Annotated in this window: 19 protein-coding genes and 1 tRNA gene; 5 read left to right on the top strand and 15 right to left on the bottom strand. The window is 37.2% G+C overall.

Annotated elements, in window-relative coordinates:
• Positions 1 to 36: 36 nt before the first annotated feature.
• The gene (gene asd / locus BQ4443_RS01465; protein WP_023949795.1) at positions 37 to 933 is read right to left on the bottom strand and encodes an archaetidylserine decarboxylase; all 897 of its coding nucleotides are present in this window, start codon (positions 931 to 933) and stop codon (positions 37 to 39) included.
• 169 nt (positions 934 to 1,102) lie between these two features.
• Between asd and BQ4443_RS01460 the strand changes: the two genes are divergently transcribed.
• The gene (locus BQ4443_RS01460; protein ID WP_023949793.1) at positions 1,103 to 1,468 is read left to right on the top strand and encodes a rhodanese-like domain-containing protein; all 366 of its coding nucleotides are present in this window, start codon (positions 1,103 to 1,105) and stop codon (positions 1,466 to 1,468) included.
• 237 nt (positions 1,469 to 1,705) lie between these two features.
• On the opposite strand, the gene BQ4443_RS01455 is transcribed toward BQ4443_RS01460, so the two are convergent.
• Positions 1,706 to 2,407 (bottom strand): fumarylacetoacetate hydrolase family protein, encoded by a 702-nt coding sequence (locus BQ4443_RS01455; RefSeq protein WP_023949791.1) that lies wholly within the window; start codon positions 2,405 to 2,407, stop codon positions 1,706 to 1,708.
• A 74-nt stretch (positions 2,408 to 2,481) separates the two neighbouring features.
• On the opposite strand from BQ4443_RS01455, the gene BQ4443_RS01450 reads away from it, so the two are divergent.
• Positions 2,482 to 2,793, top strand: coding sequence for a DUF4298 domain-containing protein (locus tag BQ4443_RS01450; RefSeq protein ID WP_023949789.1), 312 nt, complete (start codon positions 2,482 to 2,484; stop codon positions 2,791 to 2,793).
• 136 nt (positions 2,794 to 2,929) lie between these two features.
• Here BQ4443_RS01450 and BQ4443_RS01445 read toward each other — a convergent pair whose 3' ends face one another.
• The 4 genes from BQ4443_RS01445 to BQ4443_RS01430 all read right to left on the bottom strand — a co-directional run bounded on the left by BQ4443_RS01445 (position 2,930) and on the right by BQ4443_RS01430 (position 9,399).
• Entirely contained in the window at positions 2,930 to 4,963 is a 2,034-nt protein-coding gene (locus BQ4443_RS01445) for a UvrD-helicase domain-containing protein (protein WP_071057823.1), read from the bottom strand.
• A complete protein-coding gene (locus tag BQ4443_RS01440; protein ID WP_071057822.1) occupies positions 4,960 to 7,092 on the bottom strand; it encodes a primosomal protein N' in 2,133 nt (710 codons plus the stop codon). Before BQ4443_RS01440 ends, BQ4443_RS01445 begins: the two co-directional genes overlap by 4 nt.
• A 237-nt stretch (positions 7,093 to 7,329) precedes the next feature.
• Positions 7,330 to 8,406: a uroporphyrinogen decarboxylase gene (gene hemE / locus BQ4443_RS01435; RefSeq protein WP_071057821.1), complete on the bottom strand. Its 1,077-nt coding sequence runs from the start codon at positions 8,404 to 8,406 to the stop codon at positions 7,330 to 7,332.
• Between the two features lie 87 nt (positions 8,407 to 8,493).
• Complete coding sequence (locus tag BQ4443_RS01430; RefSeq protein WP_083331817.1) at positions 8,494 to 9,399, bottom strand: LysR family transcriptional regulator; 906 nt, start codon at positions 9,397 to 9,399, stop codon at positions 8,494 to 8,496.
• Positions 9,400 to 9,499: 100 nt separating this feature from the next.
• On the opposite strand from BQ4443_RS01430, the gene BQ4443_RS01425 reads away from it, so the two are divergent.
• The 3 genes from BQ4443_RS01425 to BQ4443_RS01415 are packed head-to-tail and all read left to right on the top strand — an operon-like array spanning position 9,500 to position 12,475.
• Positions 9,500 to 10,810, top strand: coding sequence for a CitMHS family transporter (locus BQ4443_RS01425; protein ID WP_071057819.1), 1,311 nt, complete (start codon positions 9,500 to 9,502; stop codon positions 10,808 to 10,810).
• A 12-nt stretch (positions 10,811 to 10,822) separates the two neighbouring features.
• The gene (locus BQ4443_RS01420; RefSeq protein ID WP_023949779.1) at positions 10,823 to 12,160 is read left to right on the top strand and encodes an acyclic terpene utilization AtuA family protein; all 1,338 of its coding nucleotides are present in this window, start codon (positions 10,823 to 10,825) and stop codon (positions 12,158 to 12,160) included.
• Between the two features lie 6 nt (positions 12,161 to 12,166).
• Positions 12,167 to 12,475: an AtuA-related protein gene (locus BQ4443_RS01415; RefSeq protein WP_031274193.1), complete on the top strand. Its 309-nt coding sequence runs from the start codon at positions 12,167 to 12,169 to the stop codon at positions 12,473 to 12,475.
• Positions 12,476 to 12,576: 101 nt separating this feature from the next.
• Here BQ4443_RS01415 and BQ4443_RS01410 read toward each other — a convergent pair whose 3' ends face one another.
• From BQ4443_RS01410 to BQ4443_RS01370, 9 genes are all read right to left on the bottom strand, one after another.
• Positions 12,577 to 13,350, bottom strand: a complete 774-nt coding sequence (locus BQ4443_RS01410; RefSeq protein WP_023949775.1) for a helix-turn-helix domain-containing protein — start codon at positions 13,348 to 13,350, stop codon at positions 12,577 to 12,579.
• Positions 13,351 to 13,943: 593 nt separating this feature from the next.
• Positions 13,944 to 14,234: a type II toxin-antitoxin system YafQ family toxin gene (locus BQ4443_RS01405; protein ID WP_071057818.1), complete on the bottom strand. Its 291-nt coding sequence runs from the start codon at positions 14,232 to 14,234 to the stop codon at positions 13,944 to 13,946.
• Positions 14,227 to 14,508, bottom strand: coding sequence for a type II toxin-antitoxin system RelB/DinJ family antitoxin (locus BQ4443_RS01400; RefSeq protein ID WP_023953338.1), 282 nt, complete (start codon positions 14,506 to 14,508; stop codon positions 14,227 to 14,229). Before BQ4443_RS01400 ends, BQ4443_RS01405 begins: the two co-directional genes overlap by 8 nt.
• 386 nt (positions 14,509 to 14,894) lie before the next feature.
• Positions 14,895 to 14,982: transfer RNA gene (locus BQ4443_RS01395), tRNA-Ser, on the bottom strand.
• Positions 14,983 to 15,031: 49 nt separating this feature from the next.
• Positions 15,032 to 15,646 carry a riboflavin synthase gene (locus BQ4443_RS01390; protein WP_071057817.1) on the bottom strand — a complete coding sequence of 205 codons (615 nt, stop codon included), beginning with the start codon at positions 15,644 to 15,646 and terminating at the stop codon, positions 15,032 to 15,034.
• Between the two features lie 29 nt (positions 15,647 to 15,675).
• Entirely contained in the window at positions 15,676 to 16,824 is a 1,149-nt protein-coding gene (ribD, locus tag BQ4443_RS01385; RefSeq protein ID WP_071057816.1) for a bifunctional diaminohydroxyphosphoribosylaminopyrimidine deaminase/5-amino-6-(5-phosphoribosylamino)uracil reductase RibD, read from the bottom strand.
• 26 nt (positions 16,825 to 16,850) lie between these two features.
• Complete coding sequence (gene nrdR / locus BQ4443_RS01380; RefSeq protein WP_071057815.1) at positions 16,851 to 17,303, bottom strand: transcriptional regulator NrdR; 453 nt, start codon at positions 17,301 to 17,303, stop codon at positions 16,851 to 16,853.
• A 61-nt stretch (positions 17,304 to 17,364) separates the two neighbouring features.
• Complete coding sequence (glyA, locus tag BQ4443_RS01375; RefSeq protein ID WP_071057814.1) at positions 17,365 to 18,609, bottom strand: serine hydroxymethyltransferase; 1,245 nt, start codon at positions 18,607 to 18,609, stop codon at positions 17,365 to 17,367.
• A gap of 30 nt (positions 18,610 to 18,639) precedes the next feature.
• Positions 18,640 to 19,272, bottom strand: coding sequence for a YbhB/YbcL family Raf kinase inhibitor-like protein (locus tag BQ4443_RS01370; RefSeq protein WP_071057813.1), 633 nt, complete (start codon positions 19,270 to 19,272; stop codon positions 18,640 to 18,642).
• Positions 19,273 to 19,286 lie beyond the last annotated feature (14 nt).

Genomic DNA, 19,286 nt, shown 5'->3' with positions numbered 1-19,286 from the left:
TTTCGACTGATGCTTAATTTTAGCATTTACACAAAATTAAGACTTTAAGGTACCTAATCTTTCACCCATTTTTGTGGGGACGCCTGCACGCAAATTAAGATTTAAATCAATAGTATTTTTAGGGAATAGATTAATCACGGTAGAGCCCAATTGGAAGGCTCCCATTTCTTGTCCTTTTTTCAAGGCAACAACACCGTCTCCACTTGAAGGGTAGTCCCATACTCTAACATCTTGAGTTCGTGGTGGATTAATAATACCAGCCCATATTGTACTCATACTTGCCGTTACTGTTGCTCCTACAAGAATTTGAACCATAGGGCCAAAAGCCGTATCAAATACACAAATAACGCGTTCGTTACGAGCAAATAGATTCGGGACGTGTTCGGCTAAAAAAGGATTGACTGAAAATAACTCTCCCGGTACATAAATCATTTTGCGTAATGTTCCGTCACAAGGCATATGTACACGGTGATAATCTCGAGGAGACAAATAAATAGTTAAAAACTCTCCATCTTCAAATGACTGCGCCAATTCCTTATCATCCGCCAATAAGCTTTCTAAGGTAAAAAAATGTCCTTTTGCTTGAATTAATTGATGATTCACAATCTCACCAACCTCACTTACTCGACCATCAGCAGGCAAACACAAGTCTTGTGGATCCTGCACTATTGGACGCGCCCCTTCCTTGAGTGGACGAATAAAAAACTCATTAAAACTCGCATAATCACTAGGCTGCTGCTTAACCGCTTCGGATAAGTCGACTTTATAATTTTGGACAAATAACTTAATCGCCGTATGTGTCAATGATCCCCATTGTTTATTTGCAAACCACCCTGCTAATTGAGTAATAGCTAATTGTGGTAGCACATAATGCAAAGCTATTTTTAAACGTTGTACATAGCTAGGCTTAGCATAGGGATTTAACATTGACATATCCATTTCCTTCATTCATATAAAAGCATATAGGCATATTGTATAACGTATAGGATGATTATTTTCCAGAGAAAAATAATTACTAACAACAATCTATTTTCGCCATGATGATGACATTTTTTCTACAATATGTTTATTCTATTCACATACTCTTTGGGAGGAGGCCATTATGAAACATTTAGTTATCGCCAGTCTTATTGTGTCAGGACTATTCCTCACAACACCTGTGGTAAATGCCCAAGTAGAAGCACCATCAGTAGAAACTAAAGAGGCTATCAAAACAAATTATCTCATTGATGTTCGTACACAAGCAGAATTTGAGGAAGGTCATTTAAATAAAGCCATCCATATTCCAGTAGATGATATTGCCAATAAAATCCATACCATCACAACCAATAAAAACGCCCCTATTTATCTATACTGCCGAACAGGAAATCGTTCGCAACGTGCCAAAGAGACTCTTGAAAGCCTAGGTTATACACAAGTACATAATATTGGTGGTTTTGCGGATCTTAAAAAAGCAGGTTTTGAATAAACGGTTTATTTGTTACCACGTTTATTTATTACCACAATAGAGAGGTTACTTTCAGGCTCTCTATAAGTAGTACTTTGACGTGCAGACTGTATGATTGTAAGCACATACTTGATCAATGAGTTGATACTTAAAAAGCTACACGTCAACGTCAAAACAAGAAAAAGTCACTGCGTTTGAGGAGGGCTAACTAAGAAGCCCTCTTTCACAAAAAGTTAAATCGTAAATGGATAATCTCGCTTAACGTTCAAATTGAAGCGTTAAATTCTCCAGCCCATCAATTTTACCCACTAAGCTATCACCCGGCTGGATAGCACCTACACCTTCTGGCGTACCAGTGAACAATAAATCACCGGCTTGGATATGGTAAAACTTAGAGATATAACTAATTAACTCTGCCAAACTCCAAATCAAATCGTTGGTATTACCATCTTGACGCACTTGACCATTGATTTCCAGACTAATACGAGATTGCTCAATCGCAGGCACTTGTGTTTTTGGCGTAATTAGCCCAACCACACCAGCTTCTTCAAAGTTTTTTGCATAATCCCAAGGCAAACCTTTTTCTTTTGCCTTAGCTTGCAAATCTCTACGTGTTAAGTCCAGACCCACCGCATAACCATACACACTAGCAAGGGCTTGCTCTGGTGTTACTCGAAAAGCTGGTTTATCAAAGCATACTACTAACTCTACTTCATGGTGTAAGTTAGCCGTTTCAGTAGGAAACTGAATTGTCTTACCTGATCCAATAATATGGCTTGCCGCTTTAAGAAAGAAAAAAGGATCTTGTTTAGTTTTATCCACACTTGACCCCATTTCTGCCGCATGAGCTGCATAACTACGCCCAATGCAAAAAGCACGGTTTACGGGGAATAATTGATCACTGCCTTTTATAGGAAGTAAGACCGGTGGTGGGGCATCAAATAATAAAGTCGTGTTCATAATATATCCTAAACAAAGGGGCTTGGTGAGAATTGTATTTTACTCTACAATAACGATATGTTTAGGAGAAACATATGCAAGAAAAAATCAATGAAATTCAACAACTGTATCGTCAATGGCTAGCTCTTCAACCAAAACTTGAGGCAGCACAAGAAGAGTGGCGACACAGTATGCAAATTATGCAAACGATAAAAGATTTTTATGAGCGTGACTATCTACACTATTACGAACAAATCGAGAAGCAAGACGTAAATGTTTCATTAGCTACCGAAGGTGAATATAGCATTATGAGTGAAGATGCGATATTTGACGCCATAGGAGAGCAACACAGTTTAGCTTGGGATTGGATCAGGCTAGGGATGCAAGTGGTTGATCCAAAGGACTGATACTTAGAACGGCTTAATATGATCCTCTGATACTTGATACTCATTTATCAATAAAGCACTTCGTATAACGATATAAATCAAATCTGATGCAACTACAAATTCTCTTAAACCAAATAGTCACAATCCTTATTCACATCTAGCCACCTGTCAACATCTGCTTAAGTTGCGCAAGACGCTCTTTGGGACTCATATCTTTAAATGGGTCTTGAATAGTTTGCGAGCCACTATCTATTCCCATTTCACTAATAAAACGAGAGGGTTCTCTAATCAATTCTTCTCTAGCACGCCGACGTTTTTTACACCAGCTTAATGTTAATTCATATTGTGCCCGTGTGATACCCACATACATTAACCGACGTTCTTCTTGAATTCGCTGGACATACAATTCTTCATTATCTTTATTCGTATCGCCATATTCATCCTCTTTACCCATATGAGGCAAGAGTCCTTCCTCTACACCCACCATATAAACATAAGGAAATTCTAAGCCTTTAGATGCATGTAAGGTTGTCAATGTCACCGCATCCTGCTCTTGTTCTTGCTCATTCCTCTCTAGCATGGTAATTAACGCTATATGCTGTACTAAATCAATAAAACGCATATCGTCTTCTTGTGCCTTACGCTTTAACCACTCCAATAAGTCCAGTACATTTTGCCAACGTGACAACGCAGCACGTTCATCATGGTGATCATAAAGATAATCTTCATAACGAATATAGCTCATCATCTCATCTAGCAACTCATTAGGAGATTGTTGATGTACTGGTTTATGCGCACGATCCTGTATTCTCTGAATAAATTGAGCAAATACCATTAAGGGTTTGAGCTGGCGTTCAGCAATAACCTCATTAATTTCTAAAGCAAAAATAGCTTCAAATAAAGATAGCTGATTGCTCGCTGCAAACTCGCCTAATTGCTGTAATGTTGTTTGTCCCACACCTCTTTTGGGTGTTGTTACTGCACGAATAAACGCTGGATCATCCTGATCGTTAGCAATCAGGCGCATATACGCCAAAATATCCCGGATTTCAGCCCTATCAAAAAAACTTTGCCCCCCTGAAATACTATAGGGGATATGTAATTGTCTAAAAGCTTGTTCAATGACTTTGGCTTGGTGATTACCACGGTATAACACCGCAAAATCTTTCCATTGTGCCTTTTTATTGAAATGATCCGCTGAAATTCTCATCCCAATAGTTTCTGCCTCTGCCTCTTCATTATCCATACTAATGATTTGTATTTTGCTACCTTTACCAAGCGTTGACCATAGTGTCTTTTGAAAAAGATTTGGATTATTAGAAATAACTTTATTAGCCGCATTAAGGATAGTCTCTACTGAACGATAATTTTGTTCAAGCTTAATAACCTTTAAATTTGAATAATCTTTCGTCAGTTTTGCCAAATTTTCTATCGTTGCCCCTCGCCAAGCATAAATCGCCTGATCATCATCTCCAACAGCCGTGAATTTTTGATGCCACCCCGTGAGTAGTTTTACCCATTCATATTGGCATACATTGGTATCCTGATACTCATCAACCAGTAAGTATTTAATTCTTTTTTGCCATCTATCCCTAACCTCTTCATTTTCTCGCATCAAGAGGACTGGCAAACGGATTAAATCATCAAAATCTACCGCTTGATAGGCTTTAAGCGTAGCATTATAGTTTCGATATACTCGTTGAGCATCCTTCTCATCTGGAGTCGTGGGTACGATATCATCAGGCTCTAACAAGTCATTTTTCCATAATGAAATTTGTTGTTGTACTGTTTTAATACGCCCCTTATCCGTTGTCGCCAACATTTCCTGAATAATTTGTCCTGCATCATGAGCATCAAGAATAGAGAATGTATCTTTAAGTCCAATATGTTTGGCTTCCTGACGCAAAAATCTAACCCCTAATGAGTGGAATGTACAAACGGTTAAGCCTTTGCTATTTTTCTTTTCTACAATATGTGAAATTCGCTCGACCATCTCTTTAGCGGCTTTATTCGTAAATGTCAGTGCCACTAGAGAACGAGCATCATACCCACATTGATTAATTAAATAAGCAATTTTTTGTGTAATCACACGAGTCTTACCACTGCCTGCACCAGCCAAGACTAAACAAGGACCATCCAAATACAAAACAGCTTCCTGTTGCGATTGATTTAAACCTAAACTTTCTATCATATACTTAATGGATCAACCTCAACAAAATACTTCACTTTATGTGTTCTCAATTCATGGTATATATGATGCAACCATACATTCATAAAACGATGTAATGCTGGACGAGACACCGATTCAATTAATAATTGGGCACGCTCAATATGAGCAATTCGAACAATTTTTAATGGTACAGGATCATAAATCTCTACCCCTTTTAACCTCTCTTCCAAATATTGTTTCGCATATTGAATAATAGATTGTAAAAAGGCTAATGCTTGCTCCACGTCTTTTGCCTGAGCCGTAATTAATACTTGATGTGCAAAAGGAGGTAGATGTGCCATTTTGCGTTCCATCAAGGTTTGATTGGCAAATGAATCATAATCATGACTTATCAAGGCTTGATATAAGTGATGATCAAGATATTCTGTTTGCAATAATACGTCTGAATCTCTAATATGTCTTCCTGCCCTTCCTGCTACCTGCATAAGTTGAGCAAAGAGTCGCTCAGGTGCTCTAAAATCACCACTAAATAACATCATATCGGCATTTAGTACACCGACCAAACTTAAGCGCTTAAAATCATGCCCTTTAGATAACATCTGGGTGCCTACAATAATATCTACATCACCCGAGTGAACTTGCTGAAATAACTCTTGTGCACTACCTTTTAGTCTTGTACTATCCGCATCAATACGCTTAACCCTTGCCTCAGGAAATAAGCGCATAAGCGTATCCTCTAGCCGTTGCGTGCCATAGCCCAAGGCGCTTAAATCCACATTACCACACTCTGGGCAATGCGTAGGTACTTGCGTACTATAACCACAATGGTGACATTGTAAGATAGGGACTTGACCTGGCACTTGATGTAGCACAGTATGTACAGAGCAGCGCATACACTCACTAGTCCACCCACAAGACGAACAACGTAGCACAGGAGCAAAACCACGACGATTTAAATAAATCATGGATTGCTCACCCCGTTGTAACCGCTCATCAATAGCGCTAATTAAATCAGCTGACAATCCCTGATTTAAACGCATTTTTTTGGTATTAACTAACTTGATACAGGGTAAAGGAGTCTCTTTCGCACGCTGAGTTAAACTAAGTTTCTGGTATTTACCAGAAAGTGTGTGATGCCACGTCTCTAATGAGGGAGTTGCTGAACCCAACACAATAGGAATATTAAGTTGATGAGCTCGCCAAACAGCTAAATCTCTTGCAGAATACCTCAGCCCATCTTGCTGCTTATAAGAGGCATCATGCTCTTCATCTACGATGATAAGACCAAGATTTTCTAGCGGTGCAAAGATAGACATTCTGGTGCCTAAAATAACCTTTACTTCTTGTCTTTGCATATGTAACCAAGAACTCAAGCGCTCACCATCTGATAAGCTGCTATGCATGATGGCAATTGCTCTTTCCCCATAAAGAGGCACAAATCGTTCAATCAATAAGCGTTCAAATTGAGGTGTTAAATTAATCTCTGGCACGAGAAAAATCGCTTGCTTACCTTCGGCTAATACGTGAGCAATTGCCTGTAAATAAACTTCAGTCTTTCCACTACCCGTGACCCCATGCAATAGTATAGGCGTAAACTTTTTTGCCTGACTAATGACATTTACAGCTTGTTGCTGTTCGGTATTAAGTACTAACGGTATTGATAACAAAGGCTTTACAGATACCTCTACAATCGCTTCGTGAGTGGATGACTGCTGTTGTTTTAAGCGTTTTTTTTGTTCTTTTTCAGCTTTAAGTACTTGATTAGCTAACTTTTTATCTAATCTTTCAACGGGACTGGTCTTTGTCTTCCCTGTGTAAGCAGTGATTTTTCTTAGCGGTGGAGGCAACACTGGCAGAATCACCTCACCGATAGGTCGCATATAGTACTGCGCCGCAAACTCACAGAATTGTAGCCACTGCTCACTGAACGGTGGTAAATCATCTAAAACATTAATAACATCTTTTTGTTTTTCTGGGGGAATATCCGTCTGAGTTAGTACATTAACGATAACACCAATAATCTCTTGTTTCCCACCAAAAGGAACAATCACACGCTGTCCACGGCAAACTGGCATACCCTCAGGTACTCTATAATCAAATACAGCCTCAAGTGGTACATCTAATGCTACTCTTACCCAATAAGAAGTCATGTACTATACCCCATGATGCTGTACTGTAAACGTTTTTAAAAAGCACTCTAAAAACTGTGAATAACTCTGTAGAAAAATCTTTTTAAAGTGATATATTGACGTAATTAATTACCACAATTTTCGATTATCATTCTAAGCCATTTAAGAATTTTAATAAAAATCAAATAATTATGATTAATTTATACGAAACAACTTGAAATATACCACCTAACTACTTAATTAATAAATTGTGGATAACTATGTTGATAAATGCATTTGACGGCTATAGGTATGCACCTCATCAATCAAGTAAGCCACATGATCTGGATTAGTAAATTGAGAAATACCATGTCCTAAATTAAACACATGACCACCAGCCCCAACTACGCCAAAATCATCTATCACCCGACGAGCCTCTGCACGAATAGATTGTTCTGTACCAAATAAAGCCATCGGGTCAATATTGCCTTGGAAAGCAACCTTATCTCCCGTTAAACGGCGAGCTTTAGCTAAATTCATGGTCCAATCTAGACCAACAGCATCACACCCGATAGAAGCAATTTCTTCTATCCATAAACCGCCACCCTTGGTGAAAACAATCGCTGGAATTTTATTACCCTCATGAGAACGAATAAGACTATCAACGACTTGCTTGATGTAATATAACGAGAACTCTTGATATTTGCCATCAGCTAATACGCCCCCCCAACTATCAAAAATCATGACAGCTTGAGCACCTGCTTTGATCTGTTCATTTAAATATAAAACCGTAGATTGTGCGGCTATAGACAGAATTTGTTTTAACAAATCAGGTTGAGCATACATCATCGTCTTAATAGTGCGATACTCTTTAGAACCCTGCCCCTCCACCATATAACAACTAATTGTCCACGGACTACCAGCAAAACCAATTAATGGAACACGACCATTTAACTCTTTACGAATAAGCGTCACAGCATCAAACACATAGCGCAAATCATTCATATCAGGTACTGTTAATTTGGCCACATCAGATTCCGTACGGACTGGAGAGGCAAATTGAGGACCTTCTCCTGCCACAAAATCCAAACCAAGCCCCATAGCGTCTGGAATCATCAAAATATCAGAAAATAAAATAGCCGCATCTAATGGATAGCGATCAATCGGCTGTAATGTGACCTCACACGCATACTGAGGATTTTTGGCAAGACCTAAAAATGACCCTGCTTGCTTACGTGTAGCATTGTATTCAGCTAAGTATCTTCCTGCTTGTCGCATTAACCAAACTGGTGTGTAATCAACCTTTTGGCGTAAAAGAGCACGTAAAAAAGTATCATTTTGTAAAGGGGCAAACATGACCAAAACTCCTGCCTATATACTATATATATTCATTGTTGTAGGAATTATAAACTATTCATCGTCTAAAACCCTCTACTTTAGAGCTTATTGGTTACTTTGCTCTAGATATTTTTTAAAATGAGAAATGAACTTTTGTGAAGCAGCAGGCATTTGATTCTGTTTACTTTTCAATTGAATTATTTGAATCTCTCTTTGTAATGTCGTATCTATAAATACTTTTTTAATGATTTTTCTGCCTTTTGATAAATTACACGCCAGACCTGGTAGTAATGAAATCCCAAGATTTTTTTCAACTAATGCCGCCACTGTTGAAACGTTTCTTACAACATAACTAGCTTTCAACTGTTCTTTAATGATTTCACTATCTAGAAATTGCCGAACACTTGTTTCTTGTGAAAGAGATATTAGTGGAAAAGCCTGAATATCTTCATATGAAATAATTTTTTTATTACTTAATTCATGCCCCACACAACACATCACATAATAATTATCTTTATAGATAATCTCTCCAATAAATTCTTGTAGATTTATATACCGTGGCGCAGCAATCGCAAAATCAACTATTCCTGATTGGAGAAGTTTTAAGCACTCATCAGAAAGACAGTCATAAATTTCAATTTCTATATCAGGATATTCTTGTTTAAACTGGGCGACGACAGTCGGCAACCAACTGGCAGCAATCGAAGGCAATACTGCCATTCTAATAATTCCTAATGTTCCTTGTACATTTCTAAAAAAATTATTTAAAAGTGTTTTTTGTTGATGCAAACAATCAATTGCTATCCGATAAAAATGTTCCCCCTCTCTACTCAACTCAACCTGACGAGTATTTCTTACAAACAGATTGACTCCAACATCTCTTTCGAGTTTCTGAATCAATGCACTTAGCGCAGATTGAGACATGCATAACTTTTGAGCAGCATTTGTAAAATGCTTACATTCAACTAATACTACAAAAGACTGTAAAATTTTAGTACTTATATTTATCATAAATATCGATTAATTAATTGATTAATTTAGTTTTACAAATTAAATATTATCTTAAATAATAGATTTATTAATTAAAACATATAAACTAGGGGACTTTTCTATGCTTGCTATTCTCGGTTTTAGCACTATAGCCATTCTTTTATTCTTAATTCTTACCAAGAAGCTATCTCCAATGATGGCACTAATTCTCTTGCCATTAATTGCTGCTCTTATTGGTGGATTTGGGATAAGTACCAATAAATTTGTACTTGAAGGAATTAAATCAATTGCACCAACAGTTGGAATGTTAGTCTTTGCTATCCTATTTTTTGGCATCATGAATGATGCAGGGGTATTGGATCCTATCATCAATCGATTATTGAAATTTATGGGATTGAAACCCTCAAGAATCGTGCTTGGGGCTGCAATTCTTGCTTCAATTTCTCATCTAGATGGTGCCGGTGCTAGCACATTCCTAATTACTATTCCTCCTATGCTTGCTCTCTTTAATCGCATGAACATGGATAAACGATTATTAGCTTGCGTAGTAGCAACCGCCGCTGGTATCTGTAATTCATTACCATGGGGTGGACCAACTATTCGGGCTGCATCTGCACTTCATTTGCCAGTGAATGACATTTATCTACCATTAATTCCTGCCCAAATCATCGGATTAATTTGTCTTTATATTTTCTCTTGGTGGATGGGAAAACGTGAAGAAAAACGGTTAGGTTTAATATCTACTGACTATAATACATTGGATACCATTTCAACTTACAATTTAACGCCTGAACAACAAGCTCTCAAAAGACCAAAACTATTTTGGCTTAATGTATTAATTGTTATCTCGGTGCTAACAACCCTAGTTGTTGGTAAAATTTCTCCTGCTTTATGCTTTATGGTTGGTACTGCTCTTACTCTCTTAATCAATTATCCTAACCTTAAACAGCAACAAGATAGAATTCAAGCACATGCCATCCCTGCTTTAATGTTAGCTACCCTTTTACTTGCTGCAGGGGTGTTTACTGGCATCATGAAAGGTACTGGTATGTTAACTGCTATGGCTCAATCTATTGGTGGTTATGTCCCAGAAGGAATGGGAGAAGGTCTCGCACTAATTCTAGCAATTTTATCTGTGCCATTAAGCCTATTATTTGACCCTGATTCATTCTATTTTGGTATTCTTCCTGTGCTAGCAACAATTGGCTCTAACACTGGTGTTGAACCGATTACAATGGCTCAAGCAGCTTTAGTAGGGCAAATGACAACAGGTTTTGCCATCAGCCCCTTAACTGCATCAACTTTCTTATTAGTGGGTTTAGCTGGCGTTGATCTTGCCGATCATCAAAAATATACCTTCCCTGTAATGTTTATAATTTCTATCATCATGACAATTACATTGGTTATTACCGGAGTTTTACCATTATTTTAGGCAAAAAATAATATGAAAGATAACAAAAATTTTATCCGAATTGGTTCTGGTGCAGGATATTCTGGAGATCGAATTGATGCTGCTATTGAATTAGCAAAGTACGGTAATATTGACTATTTATGCTTTGAATGCCTAGCAGAAAGAACGATCGCTTTAGCTCAATTAGAAAAAAGCATTCATCCAGATTTAGGTTATGACCCTCTACTAAAAGTACGTATGGAAGCAGTTTTGGATATTTGTATTCAAAATAAAATAAAAATTATTACAAACATGGGCGCAGCTAATCCAAAAGCTGCTGCTGAACTTGTTCGAAATTTAACAAAAAAATTAGGGTACGAGCATATCAAAATTGCTTATGTTACTGGTGATGACGTGACCAATCTTATTATGAATAACGATTTCCCTATCCTAGAACGCCCTATCTCCACCAAAGACTTTAGTGACTCAATAATTTCTGCCAATGCATATTTAGGAGCATCGCCTATCGTTCAAGCATTGAGATCTGGAGCAAATATAGTTATTACAGGCAGAGTAGCTGATCCAGCACTTTTTCTTGCTCCAATTATCTATGAATTTAACTGGAGTTTTGATGATTACCATTTATTGGGTAAAGGAACAATGATAGGTCATCTGCTAGAGTGTGCAGGACAAATTACTGGTGGATATTTTGCTGATCCACCTAAAAAAACTATCGCCAATCTAGCACACTTAGGTTTTCCATATGCCGATATTTTTAACGACGGAAATTGTGAGATCAGTAAAGTAGAAAATAGCGGAGGAATAATTACCACTCAAACGTGTACTGAACAATTACTTTACGAAATTCATGATCCTAAAAAATATTACACTCCTGATGTCATAGCTGACTTTTCAGCTGTGTATTTTGAAGAAAAATCAAAAAATCATATATATGCTACTGGTGCTACAGGACAAGCCAAACCAGACAACTACAAGGTTTCTATAGGCTATAAAGCTGGATATATCGGTGAAGGACAAATATCCTATGGTGGTATTTCAGCGTTTGAAAGAGCATCATTAGCTATAGAAATATTAAAAGAAAGATTAAGTCAATATGCTTTTGAAGATATTAGATTTGATTATATCGGCGCTAATTCCCTATTCCCTACTAGCCCAAATAACACGTTCAATCATCCTGAAATAAGAATTCGTGTAGCAGCAAGGTCTACGGATATTTCTTTGGCCAAATTAATCGGCAATGAGGTCGAAGCACTTTATACTAATGGTCCCGCTGGGGGAGGAGGTGCCATGAAAAGCATAAAGCCAGTTGTTGCTGTACTATCAACTTTTATACCTCAGGACATTATTACAACAAACGTTACTTTTATATAAATGATTATGAAACTATACCAACTTGCTTCTTCCAGGGCTGGAGATAAGGGTAATATCTCTAATCTATCGCTGATTGCATATGATCAAGCATCATACGACTTAATAAAAGAAAAAGTAACTCCTGAACGAGTTAAAGATTACTTCCAACCTATGGTTCCCAATGAAGAATTAAAGGTAGATCGTTATGAATTACCACAATTAAAAGCTTTTAATTTTGTTATAACTGGACTACTAAACTATGGTGTAACATTATCTCTTTCAATTGATGCACATGGTAAGTCTTTAAGTTTTTATTTACTTAATATGGAAATATAAACATTATCCTTTCCGTACAGTTGATACCCTACCACGGAAACAACTGTACATTATTCTATTCATTCAATCTACATCTATTCTGCTCTAGAGAAAACTCTCCGTCATTCCAGATCTTTTTTATAATCGTTAGCATTAATTTTATACTTACGCATCAATTCCCAAAAGGCTCTTCGATGCTTTTTGGCTCGTAATGCGGCGGCACAGATATTACCATTAGTTTTCTCTAGTGCTTTGATAATATAGTTTTGCTCAAAATCAGCTACCAGCCGTGACTTTGCGCTTTGGAATGAGTCACTATATTGAATGTTATAGCTTTGTATGTCATTTTTAGTGGCTTTGGAACCTTTAGATTTTTTCGTATTCTTAATTGCTCTAGGTTTTGATACCTCAGGAACTGGCGTTTGTTGCCATAATATTTCTGCATGTTTAAACCATTTTTTTCGTTCAATTGCTGTCAATACTTTGATTCTCAACATAGAAGCATCTTCTAAGTCATATAGATAATCACTAACACCAAGTCCAGTCAAATCTACAAAGGCAACTGGTTTTATGTCATGGGCAATAACAATAATGATATGGCGAAGTTCTAACTTTATCTGTGATAATAAAATACGTGTCCAGATAAGACTATCTTGAGTCACCGGAAGGACTATACAGTCATAACGATCTAGCATCAACTCTAAATCTTTTAAAATTCTGGGACTAGGGAAAGCATAATCCCCAACAGTAAACGAGTCACAGTCAGTGTAATCTTTGATATTTACTTTATACAATCGTAAGTTATCTGGGATAGCTTGAACGTCTTCTATATAGGAATCTAACCAATCACCATAATTATCAAGATAAAATACGCCACATTCTAGTTTTTCACGCATAACACTCCCCTTTTACATTATTTTTTTCCATCAGTTAAGTTATTTATCATCAATAGATTCCATTAAGATTAGAACCCACCTTTTCCTTTGCTTCTCTTTAAAATCAAATTGTTTCAATCTATGTTATCAGATTAATATTTTTTACAAATTAAGGAAAACGCTTACTGTTTTATATTTAAATAAATCTTGAAAATAAATAAATTTTATATAAATCAAATAGTTAAAAATTATGTACTAGGATGGTTTTATCCTACTTAATCATTTAAGTTTCAATAATATGCAACAAAAAAGATACATTAGTCGCATAATTCGGTGTTAATGAGGATGATTTTGTATAAAAATGCTTGTGAAAATAGGTAAAAAAAAGCAGGTATAGTCAGAAAATAAAGGGCTAATCACTGTGTCTTATCAATCCACTTTAAAAAATGCACGCAAGAAAAAATTAATTGATATTTATAATATGCAGAAATTCAGATCACATCTGACATATGAATTGTAATGTCTCTGATTGATTATAAAAACCAAGAATTACTATGTATACTCTGATGTTATTTATAGATCTTCCTTTCTTAGTGTCTGTGGATAAAAGTGATTTACTTGGCGTTTTTAAAAATCTCTGAATGGGTATCCAAATAATGAAGCTCCACTGTAGTATCGTTATCTGCAATTTTATACAACAACACTAAATCATTTTTTACATGACAATCACGATATAACTTAAGATCACCTTTTAACTGATGGTCGTGATATTTTTCAGGCAATGGCAAACGGTGAACCAAACAATAAATGACTTCTGCACACTCTTCACTAATGAGATGTAAATAATGCGTTTTAACCGTTTTCTTAAATGAATTAAAAACCTCAATTTGTCGTGGTTTACTCATGTTTTAAGTTATCCATTAATTCATCAAAGTTTTTATATACTGTACTTTTGCCTTGACGCTTCTCCTGCTCATTTTGTTTAAGAACAGCCGCAATATTATCTTTAACCTCTAAATCAGCCCAATCAAAAGATAAGGGCACTTTACCTGTGCGAATGACTTGATTAGCAAAGAGCTTAAAGGCTTGAGGCACAGTTAATCCATACAGCTGTAATACTTTCGAAAATTGCTCACGTGTTTTGGTATCAAAACTCATATTAAATTGACTAGTAGCCATACATATCCTCCTGATTATTAGAACTTATATATAAATTATATAATATATAAAGAAAAAATAAAGAAAATATATAATTTAATACTTTTTAACCAATTAAATACGTCATGATATATTGAAAAATCAGATCATCTACTGAGTATAACCTTTCCATATCTGGCACTTTGATACGCTTGGAATGAAGTTCAAGACTATCTATCTCTTTAATCATGAGCATATGGTATATATGTTGAAATATAGGTTAAATAAAAGACCTATTCTCTACCATGTCCAAATTCAATAAATACATATGAAAATAAAGGTGATATTAAAAAATCCTTGATAATTAATTAGTCATCAAGGATTTTTATCAGGTGCTTAATTTGCTAAGTATTTTTAGATAATATACATGGCGGATTGGGGGGGATTCGAACCCCCGATACGTTTCCGTATGCACGCTTTCCAAGCGTGTGCCTTAAGCCACTCGGCCACCGATCCTACTAGAAAGAGACGCCAATTAAGGTCTCTTGTATTGATATTTTATATGTTAAGTTTTTAATTTTAGCATTCTTTCAACATAACGAGCAATGGTATCAATTTCAATATTGACAAGGCTGCCCTCTTTTAAATGCTTTAACGTTGTTACTTCAACAGTATGAGGGATTAGGTTAATGGATACAATACAACCTTGTGTATTATCCTCAACATGATTAACTGTAAGACTCACGCCATTGACCGTAATAGATCCTTTATACGCCATATAGGGTGCTAATTCTTTGGGCAACTGGATACTCAATAGCATAGATTCGCCCACTGGGCTAAAGTGAACTACCTCACCAAGCCCATCTACATGACCTGAGACTAAGTGACCATCTACTGTGTCTGATAGCCTCATAGCATGCTCTAAATTAACCTCGCCCTGCTTATTCAAACCACTGGTTTTATTCAAACTTTCTCTAGATACATCTACTTGAAAACTATGCTCATCAAATGCTACTACGGTCATACATGTACCTTGGATAGCAATAGAGTCACCTAATTTAACACGACTCATATCAAAATTATTCGCTTGAACAAATAAACGCACACCATCTTGATCTGAAACACCTAAAGGCTCCACATGTGTAATCTGACCAATACCTGAAACTATTCCTGTAAACATACTGACTCCAATAATTCTATTGATATTCGTTATTCTGCTCTTTGCATCACATCGAGTAATTCATTCCACCTAGCTGCTTGTCTTAAGCGTAAACGAATATCTGTACCTATAAGTTGTGTATCCACCCACGTTAAAGGTGTCAACCCATCTAATTGACTTAATGCGTTCAATGCAAACATCTCTTGCCCAGGACCAATAATTTTTGGTGCCATATACACTAATAGTTCATCTATCAAACCTTGTTGCCATAATGCCCCATTTAATGTTGGACCTGCTTCTACATGAACTTCATTAAATCCTCGTTGTTGAAAATCAGCCCACACGTCTTGTAAATCCACAAAACCTTCTGATGTTTTAGATGCGTTGATAATCTCTACATTTTTCTGCTCTAAAGTCTCACGCTTTAGCTCATCATCCGTATAGGTGTACACAATGACTTTATCGCCATTAAATATCTTAGCATTAATAGGGATTTGAAATTTTCCATCAATTACAGCACGTATTGGCTGACGTGGTGTAATAAATGAGCGCACATTTAACTGAGGATTATCTTTTAACACGGTGCCAATTCCAGTCAAAACAACGCTACTCCTCGCTCGCCAATGTTGCCCATCCTTTCTTGATGCCTCTCCAGTAATCCACTGAGATACACCATTTTTTAAGGCTAACTTCCCATCTAAAGAAGTGGCTAATTTACTCCATACCCAAGGCTTACCTTTTGACATACGAGAAATAAAACCTGGATTTATGGCTAAGGCTTGCTCCACAAATTGTGTTGCTACATCCACCTGAATCCCTGCTTCTCGTAGTCGATTAACTCCTTGTCCTCCAACTAATGGATTAGGATCCAAGCTGGCAATCACTACACGTGATATTTGATGCTGAATCAAGGCTTTAGCGCAAGGCGGTGTGCGACCAAAATGACTGCATGGCTCTAAAGTCACGTAAAAGGTAGCACCTTTTAACAGGGCAACATTACCTTTATTTTTTGCATCCTGAATAGCAACAATCTCAGCATGAGGACCTCCTGCTTGCTGAGTTGCTCCTTCCCCAATGATATGTTGATTGTGTACTATCACACACCCTACACGAGGATTCGGGTCGGTAATATACAGCACTGACTGGGCTAAAGCCAATGCTTGTTGCATATACTGCAAATCATTTTCTGAAATAGTCATGTATGCCTAAGCCAAAAAGGTAATTGCTAAGGAGACTGTATTTCTTGAATGGCTTTGATGAATTCTTGGATATCTTCAAAGCTCTGATAAACAGAGGCAAACCGCACATAGGCAACTTGATCTAATGCCTTTAATTCTTGCATAACCATTTGACCCACCATATCAGTACTCACTTCTTTTTCTTGCAGATTAATCAGTCTTTCTTGAATTCTGCCAATAGCCGCATCGAAACTTTCAACAGAGACAGGTCTTTTACGCAAGGCAATACGCATACTACCTTTGAGTTTATCCAAATCAAAATCCATTCTGATGCCATTTCTCTTAACAACCATGGGTAGTTGTAGCTCAATACGCTCATAGGTTGTAAAACGTTTATCACAGTTAGCACAGCGACGACGTCGACGAATAGCCAAACCGTCCTCAGATGTTCGTGAGTCGGTCACTTGTGTATCAGGATTGGCACAGAATGGACATTTCATAGTCTAGCAAAGAAAGAATAATATCCGTTTTATTCATATTATTCTTTCTTGATTCCTTCGATTATTTATACACTGGGAAACGTTTAGTTAACTCATGCACTTTAGCACGAACAGCAGCTAAATTAGCTTCGTCTGTCGGATTATCTAACACATCCGCAATTAAGTTAGCTGTTAATTCGATTTCTGCTTCTGTAAATCCACGAGTTGTCGCCGCTGGCGTACCTACACGAATACCACTAGTCACAAATGGTTTTTCTGGATCATTTGGAATGGCATTTTTATTTACAGTAATATGTGCTTTACCTAAAGCCTCTTCTGCCAATTTACCAGTAATACCCTTGCTACGTAAGTCCACTAACATTACATGGCTCTCTGTACGTCCAGACACAATTCGCAAACCACGTTTAACCAGTGTTTCAGCAAGTACTTTTGCATTACGCACTACTTGCTCAGCATAAGCCTTAAACTCTGGTGATAGAGCTTCTTTGAAAGCTGTCGCTTTACCTGCAATCACGTGCATTAATGGACCACCTTGTATGCCAGGGAAAATCGCTGAATTAATGATTTTTTCGTGTTCTGCTTTCATCATAATAACGCCACCACGTGGACCACGAAGAGACTTATGCGTTGTTGATGTCACAAAGTCTGCATGAGGTACAGGGTTAGGGTACTGACCACCTACTACTAGACCTGCATAGTGTGCAATATCCACCATAAAATAAGCACCATTTTCACGTGCAATTTTACCAATACGCTCAAAGTCGATGCGTAAAGCGTAAGCAGATGCTCCTGCAACAATTAGCTTAGGCTTGTGTTCTTTAGCTAAGCGTTCTATCTGGTCATAATCAATTTCTTCTTTATCATTTAAACCATAAGAAATGAAATTGTACAATTTACCAGAAGCATTCACTGAAGCACCGTGAGTCAAGTGCCCACCTTCAGCTAAACTCATACCCAATACAGTATCACCTGGTTTAAGCACAGCCATATAAACACCTTGGTTTGCTTGTGAGCCAGAATTAGGCTGAACGTTAGCCGCCTCCGCACCAAATAATTGCTTCAAACGGTCAATGGCTAATTGCTCTACAATGTCTACAAACTCACAACCACCGTAATAGCGTTTACCTGGATAGCCTTCAGCATATTTATTGGTTAGCTGTGTTCCTTGTGCTTGCATAACCGCAGGGCTTGTATAGTTTTCTGATGCGATTAATTCGATATGTTCTTCTTGACGAACATTTTCTTTTTGAATCGCTGCCCATAATTCTGGGTCTTGCTTATCTAGCATTAAAGAACGGTCAAACATGAGAGTAAACTCCTAAATAATGGTGATTAATTAAGGCATCAAGCGCGAATTAAGTGTATATGTTCCGTAAAGAGTATCTTGAGCCAAGATATGCCCTTCAATAGCAGCAAGCACATCTTGATCGGTAAAAGCACCCGTTACAGGAATCGTATCAATATCTAAAGCATATAAAGTAAAGTAGTAACGATGAACTAACGCATCATTGAAGGGCGGGCATGGACCATCGTAACCAAAGTATTGACCTTGCATATCTCGGTCATTGGCAAACCAACCTGTATAGTCATTCAGACCATGACGCATAGTTGCTTGTGAGGTTAAAGGACCTGCCTTACCTTTAGGTGTAACACCTTTAGAAAAAGCACCTTCGTCAATATGGCGTGTTTCAGCAGGAATATCAATTAGGCACCAGTGAACAAAATGAGCTCTAGGCAATGAAGCCGGTACCTCTCTATCGTCACGGTTGACATCATCAGGTACTGTTGGTGCATCTGTATCTATGGCAATGAGAGCAAAAGAACGCGTTCCAACAGGCACATCATTCCATTCGAAATCAGGATTTAAGTTATCTGACAAAACGACATTACCTTGCTTGTCTCTTTTAGCAAACCCATAACGTGGATGTATAGCTTGACCATTAATAATACCCAAACTTGTTAGCTTCATAGTATATTCCTTTA

Source organism: Pelistega sp. MC2, assembly GCF_900099475.1.
In the GTDB taxonomy this organism is placed as follows: Bacteria; Pseudomonadota; Gammaproteobacteria; order Burkholderiales; family Burkholderiaceae_B; genus Taylorella; species Taylorella indica.
This window is presented reverse-complemented; position numbering and strand designations above follow the sequence as displayed.

Excerpts from the sequence above, each read along its gene's own strand:
- nrdR (WP_071057815.1), bottom strand. The coding sequence starts at position 17,303 with ATGAAATGTCCATTCTGTGCCAATCCTGATACACAAGTGACCGACTCA.
- BQ4443_RS01425 (WP_071057819.1), top strand. The coding sequence starts at position 9,500 with ATGCTTGCTATTCTCGGTTTTAGCACTATAGCCATTCTTTTATTCTTA.
- BQ4443_RS01420 (WP_023949779.1), top strand. The coding sequence starts at position 10,823 with ATGAAAGATAACAAAAATTTTATCCGAATTGGTTCTGGTGCAGGATAT.
- BQ4443_RS01430 (WP_083331817.1), bottom strand. The coding sequence starts at position 9,399 with ATGATAAATATAAGTACTAAAATTTTACAGTCTTTTGTAGTATTAGTT.
- asd (WP_023949795.1), bottom strand. The coding sequence starts at position 933 with ATGTCAATGTTAAATCCCTATGCTAAGCCTAGCTATGTACAACGTTTA.
- BQ4443_RS01450 (WP_023949789.1), top strand. The coding sequence starts at position 2,482 with ATGCAAGAAAAAATCAATGAAATTCAACAACTGTATCGTCAATGGCTA.
- BQ4443_RS01390 (WP_071057817.1), bottom strand. The coding sequence starts at position 15,646 with ATGTTTACAGGAATAGTTTCAGGTATTGGTCAGATTACACATGTGGAG.
- BQ4443_RS01445 (WP_071057823.1), bottom strand. The coding sequence starts at position 4,963 with ATGATAGAAAGTTTAGGTTTAAATCAATCGCAACAGGAAGCTGTTTTG.
- BQ4443_RS01415 (WP_031274193.1), top strand. The coding sequence starts at position 12,167 with ATGAAACTATACCAACTTGCTTCTTCCAGGGCTGGAGATAAGGGTAAT.
- BQ4443_RS01410 (WP_023949775.1), bottom strand. The coding sequence starts at position 13,350 with ATGCGTGAAAAACTAGAATGTGGCGTATTTTATCTTGATAATTATGGT.
- BQ4443_RS01405 (WP_071057818.1), bottom strand. The coding sequence starts at position 14,234 with ATGAGTAAACCACGACAAATTGAGGTTTTTAATTCATTTAAGAAAACG.
- BQ4443_RS01455 (WP_023949791.1), bottom strand. The coding sequence starts at position 2,407 with ATGAACACGACTTTATTATTTGATGCCCCACCACCGGTCTTACTTCCT.
- glyA (WP_071057814.1), bottom strand. The coding sequence starts at position 18,609 with ATGTTTGACCGTTCTTTAATGCTAGATAAGCAAGACCCAGAATTATGG.
- BQ4443_RS01460 (WP_023949793.1), top strand. The coding sequence starts at position 1,103 with ATGAAACATTTAGTTATCGCCAGTCTTATTGTGTCAGGACTATTCCTC.
- BQ4443_RS01440 (WP_071057822.1), bottom strand. The coding sequence starts at position 7,092 with ATGACTTCTTATTGGGTAAGAGTAGCATTAGATGTACCACTTGAGGCT.
- hemE (WP_071057821.1), bottom strand. The coding sequence starts at position 8,406 with ATGTTTGCCCCTTTACAAAATGATACTTTTTTACGTGCTCTTTTACGC.
- BQ4443_RS01370 (WP_071057813.1), bottom strand. The coding sequence starts at position 19,272 with ATGAAGCTAACAAGTTTGGGTATTATTAATGGTCAAGCTATACATCCA.
- BQ4443_RS01400 (WP_023953338.1), bottom strand. The coding sequence starts at position 14,508 with ATGGCTACTAGTCAATTTAATATGAGTTTTGATACCAAAACACGTGAG.
- ribD (WP_071057816.1), bottom strand. The coding sequence starts at position 16,824 with ATGACTATTTCAGAAAATGATTTGCAGTATATGCAACAAGCATTGGCT.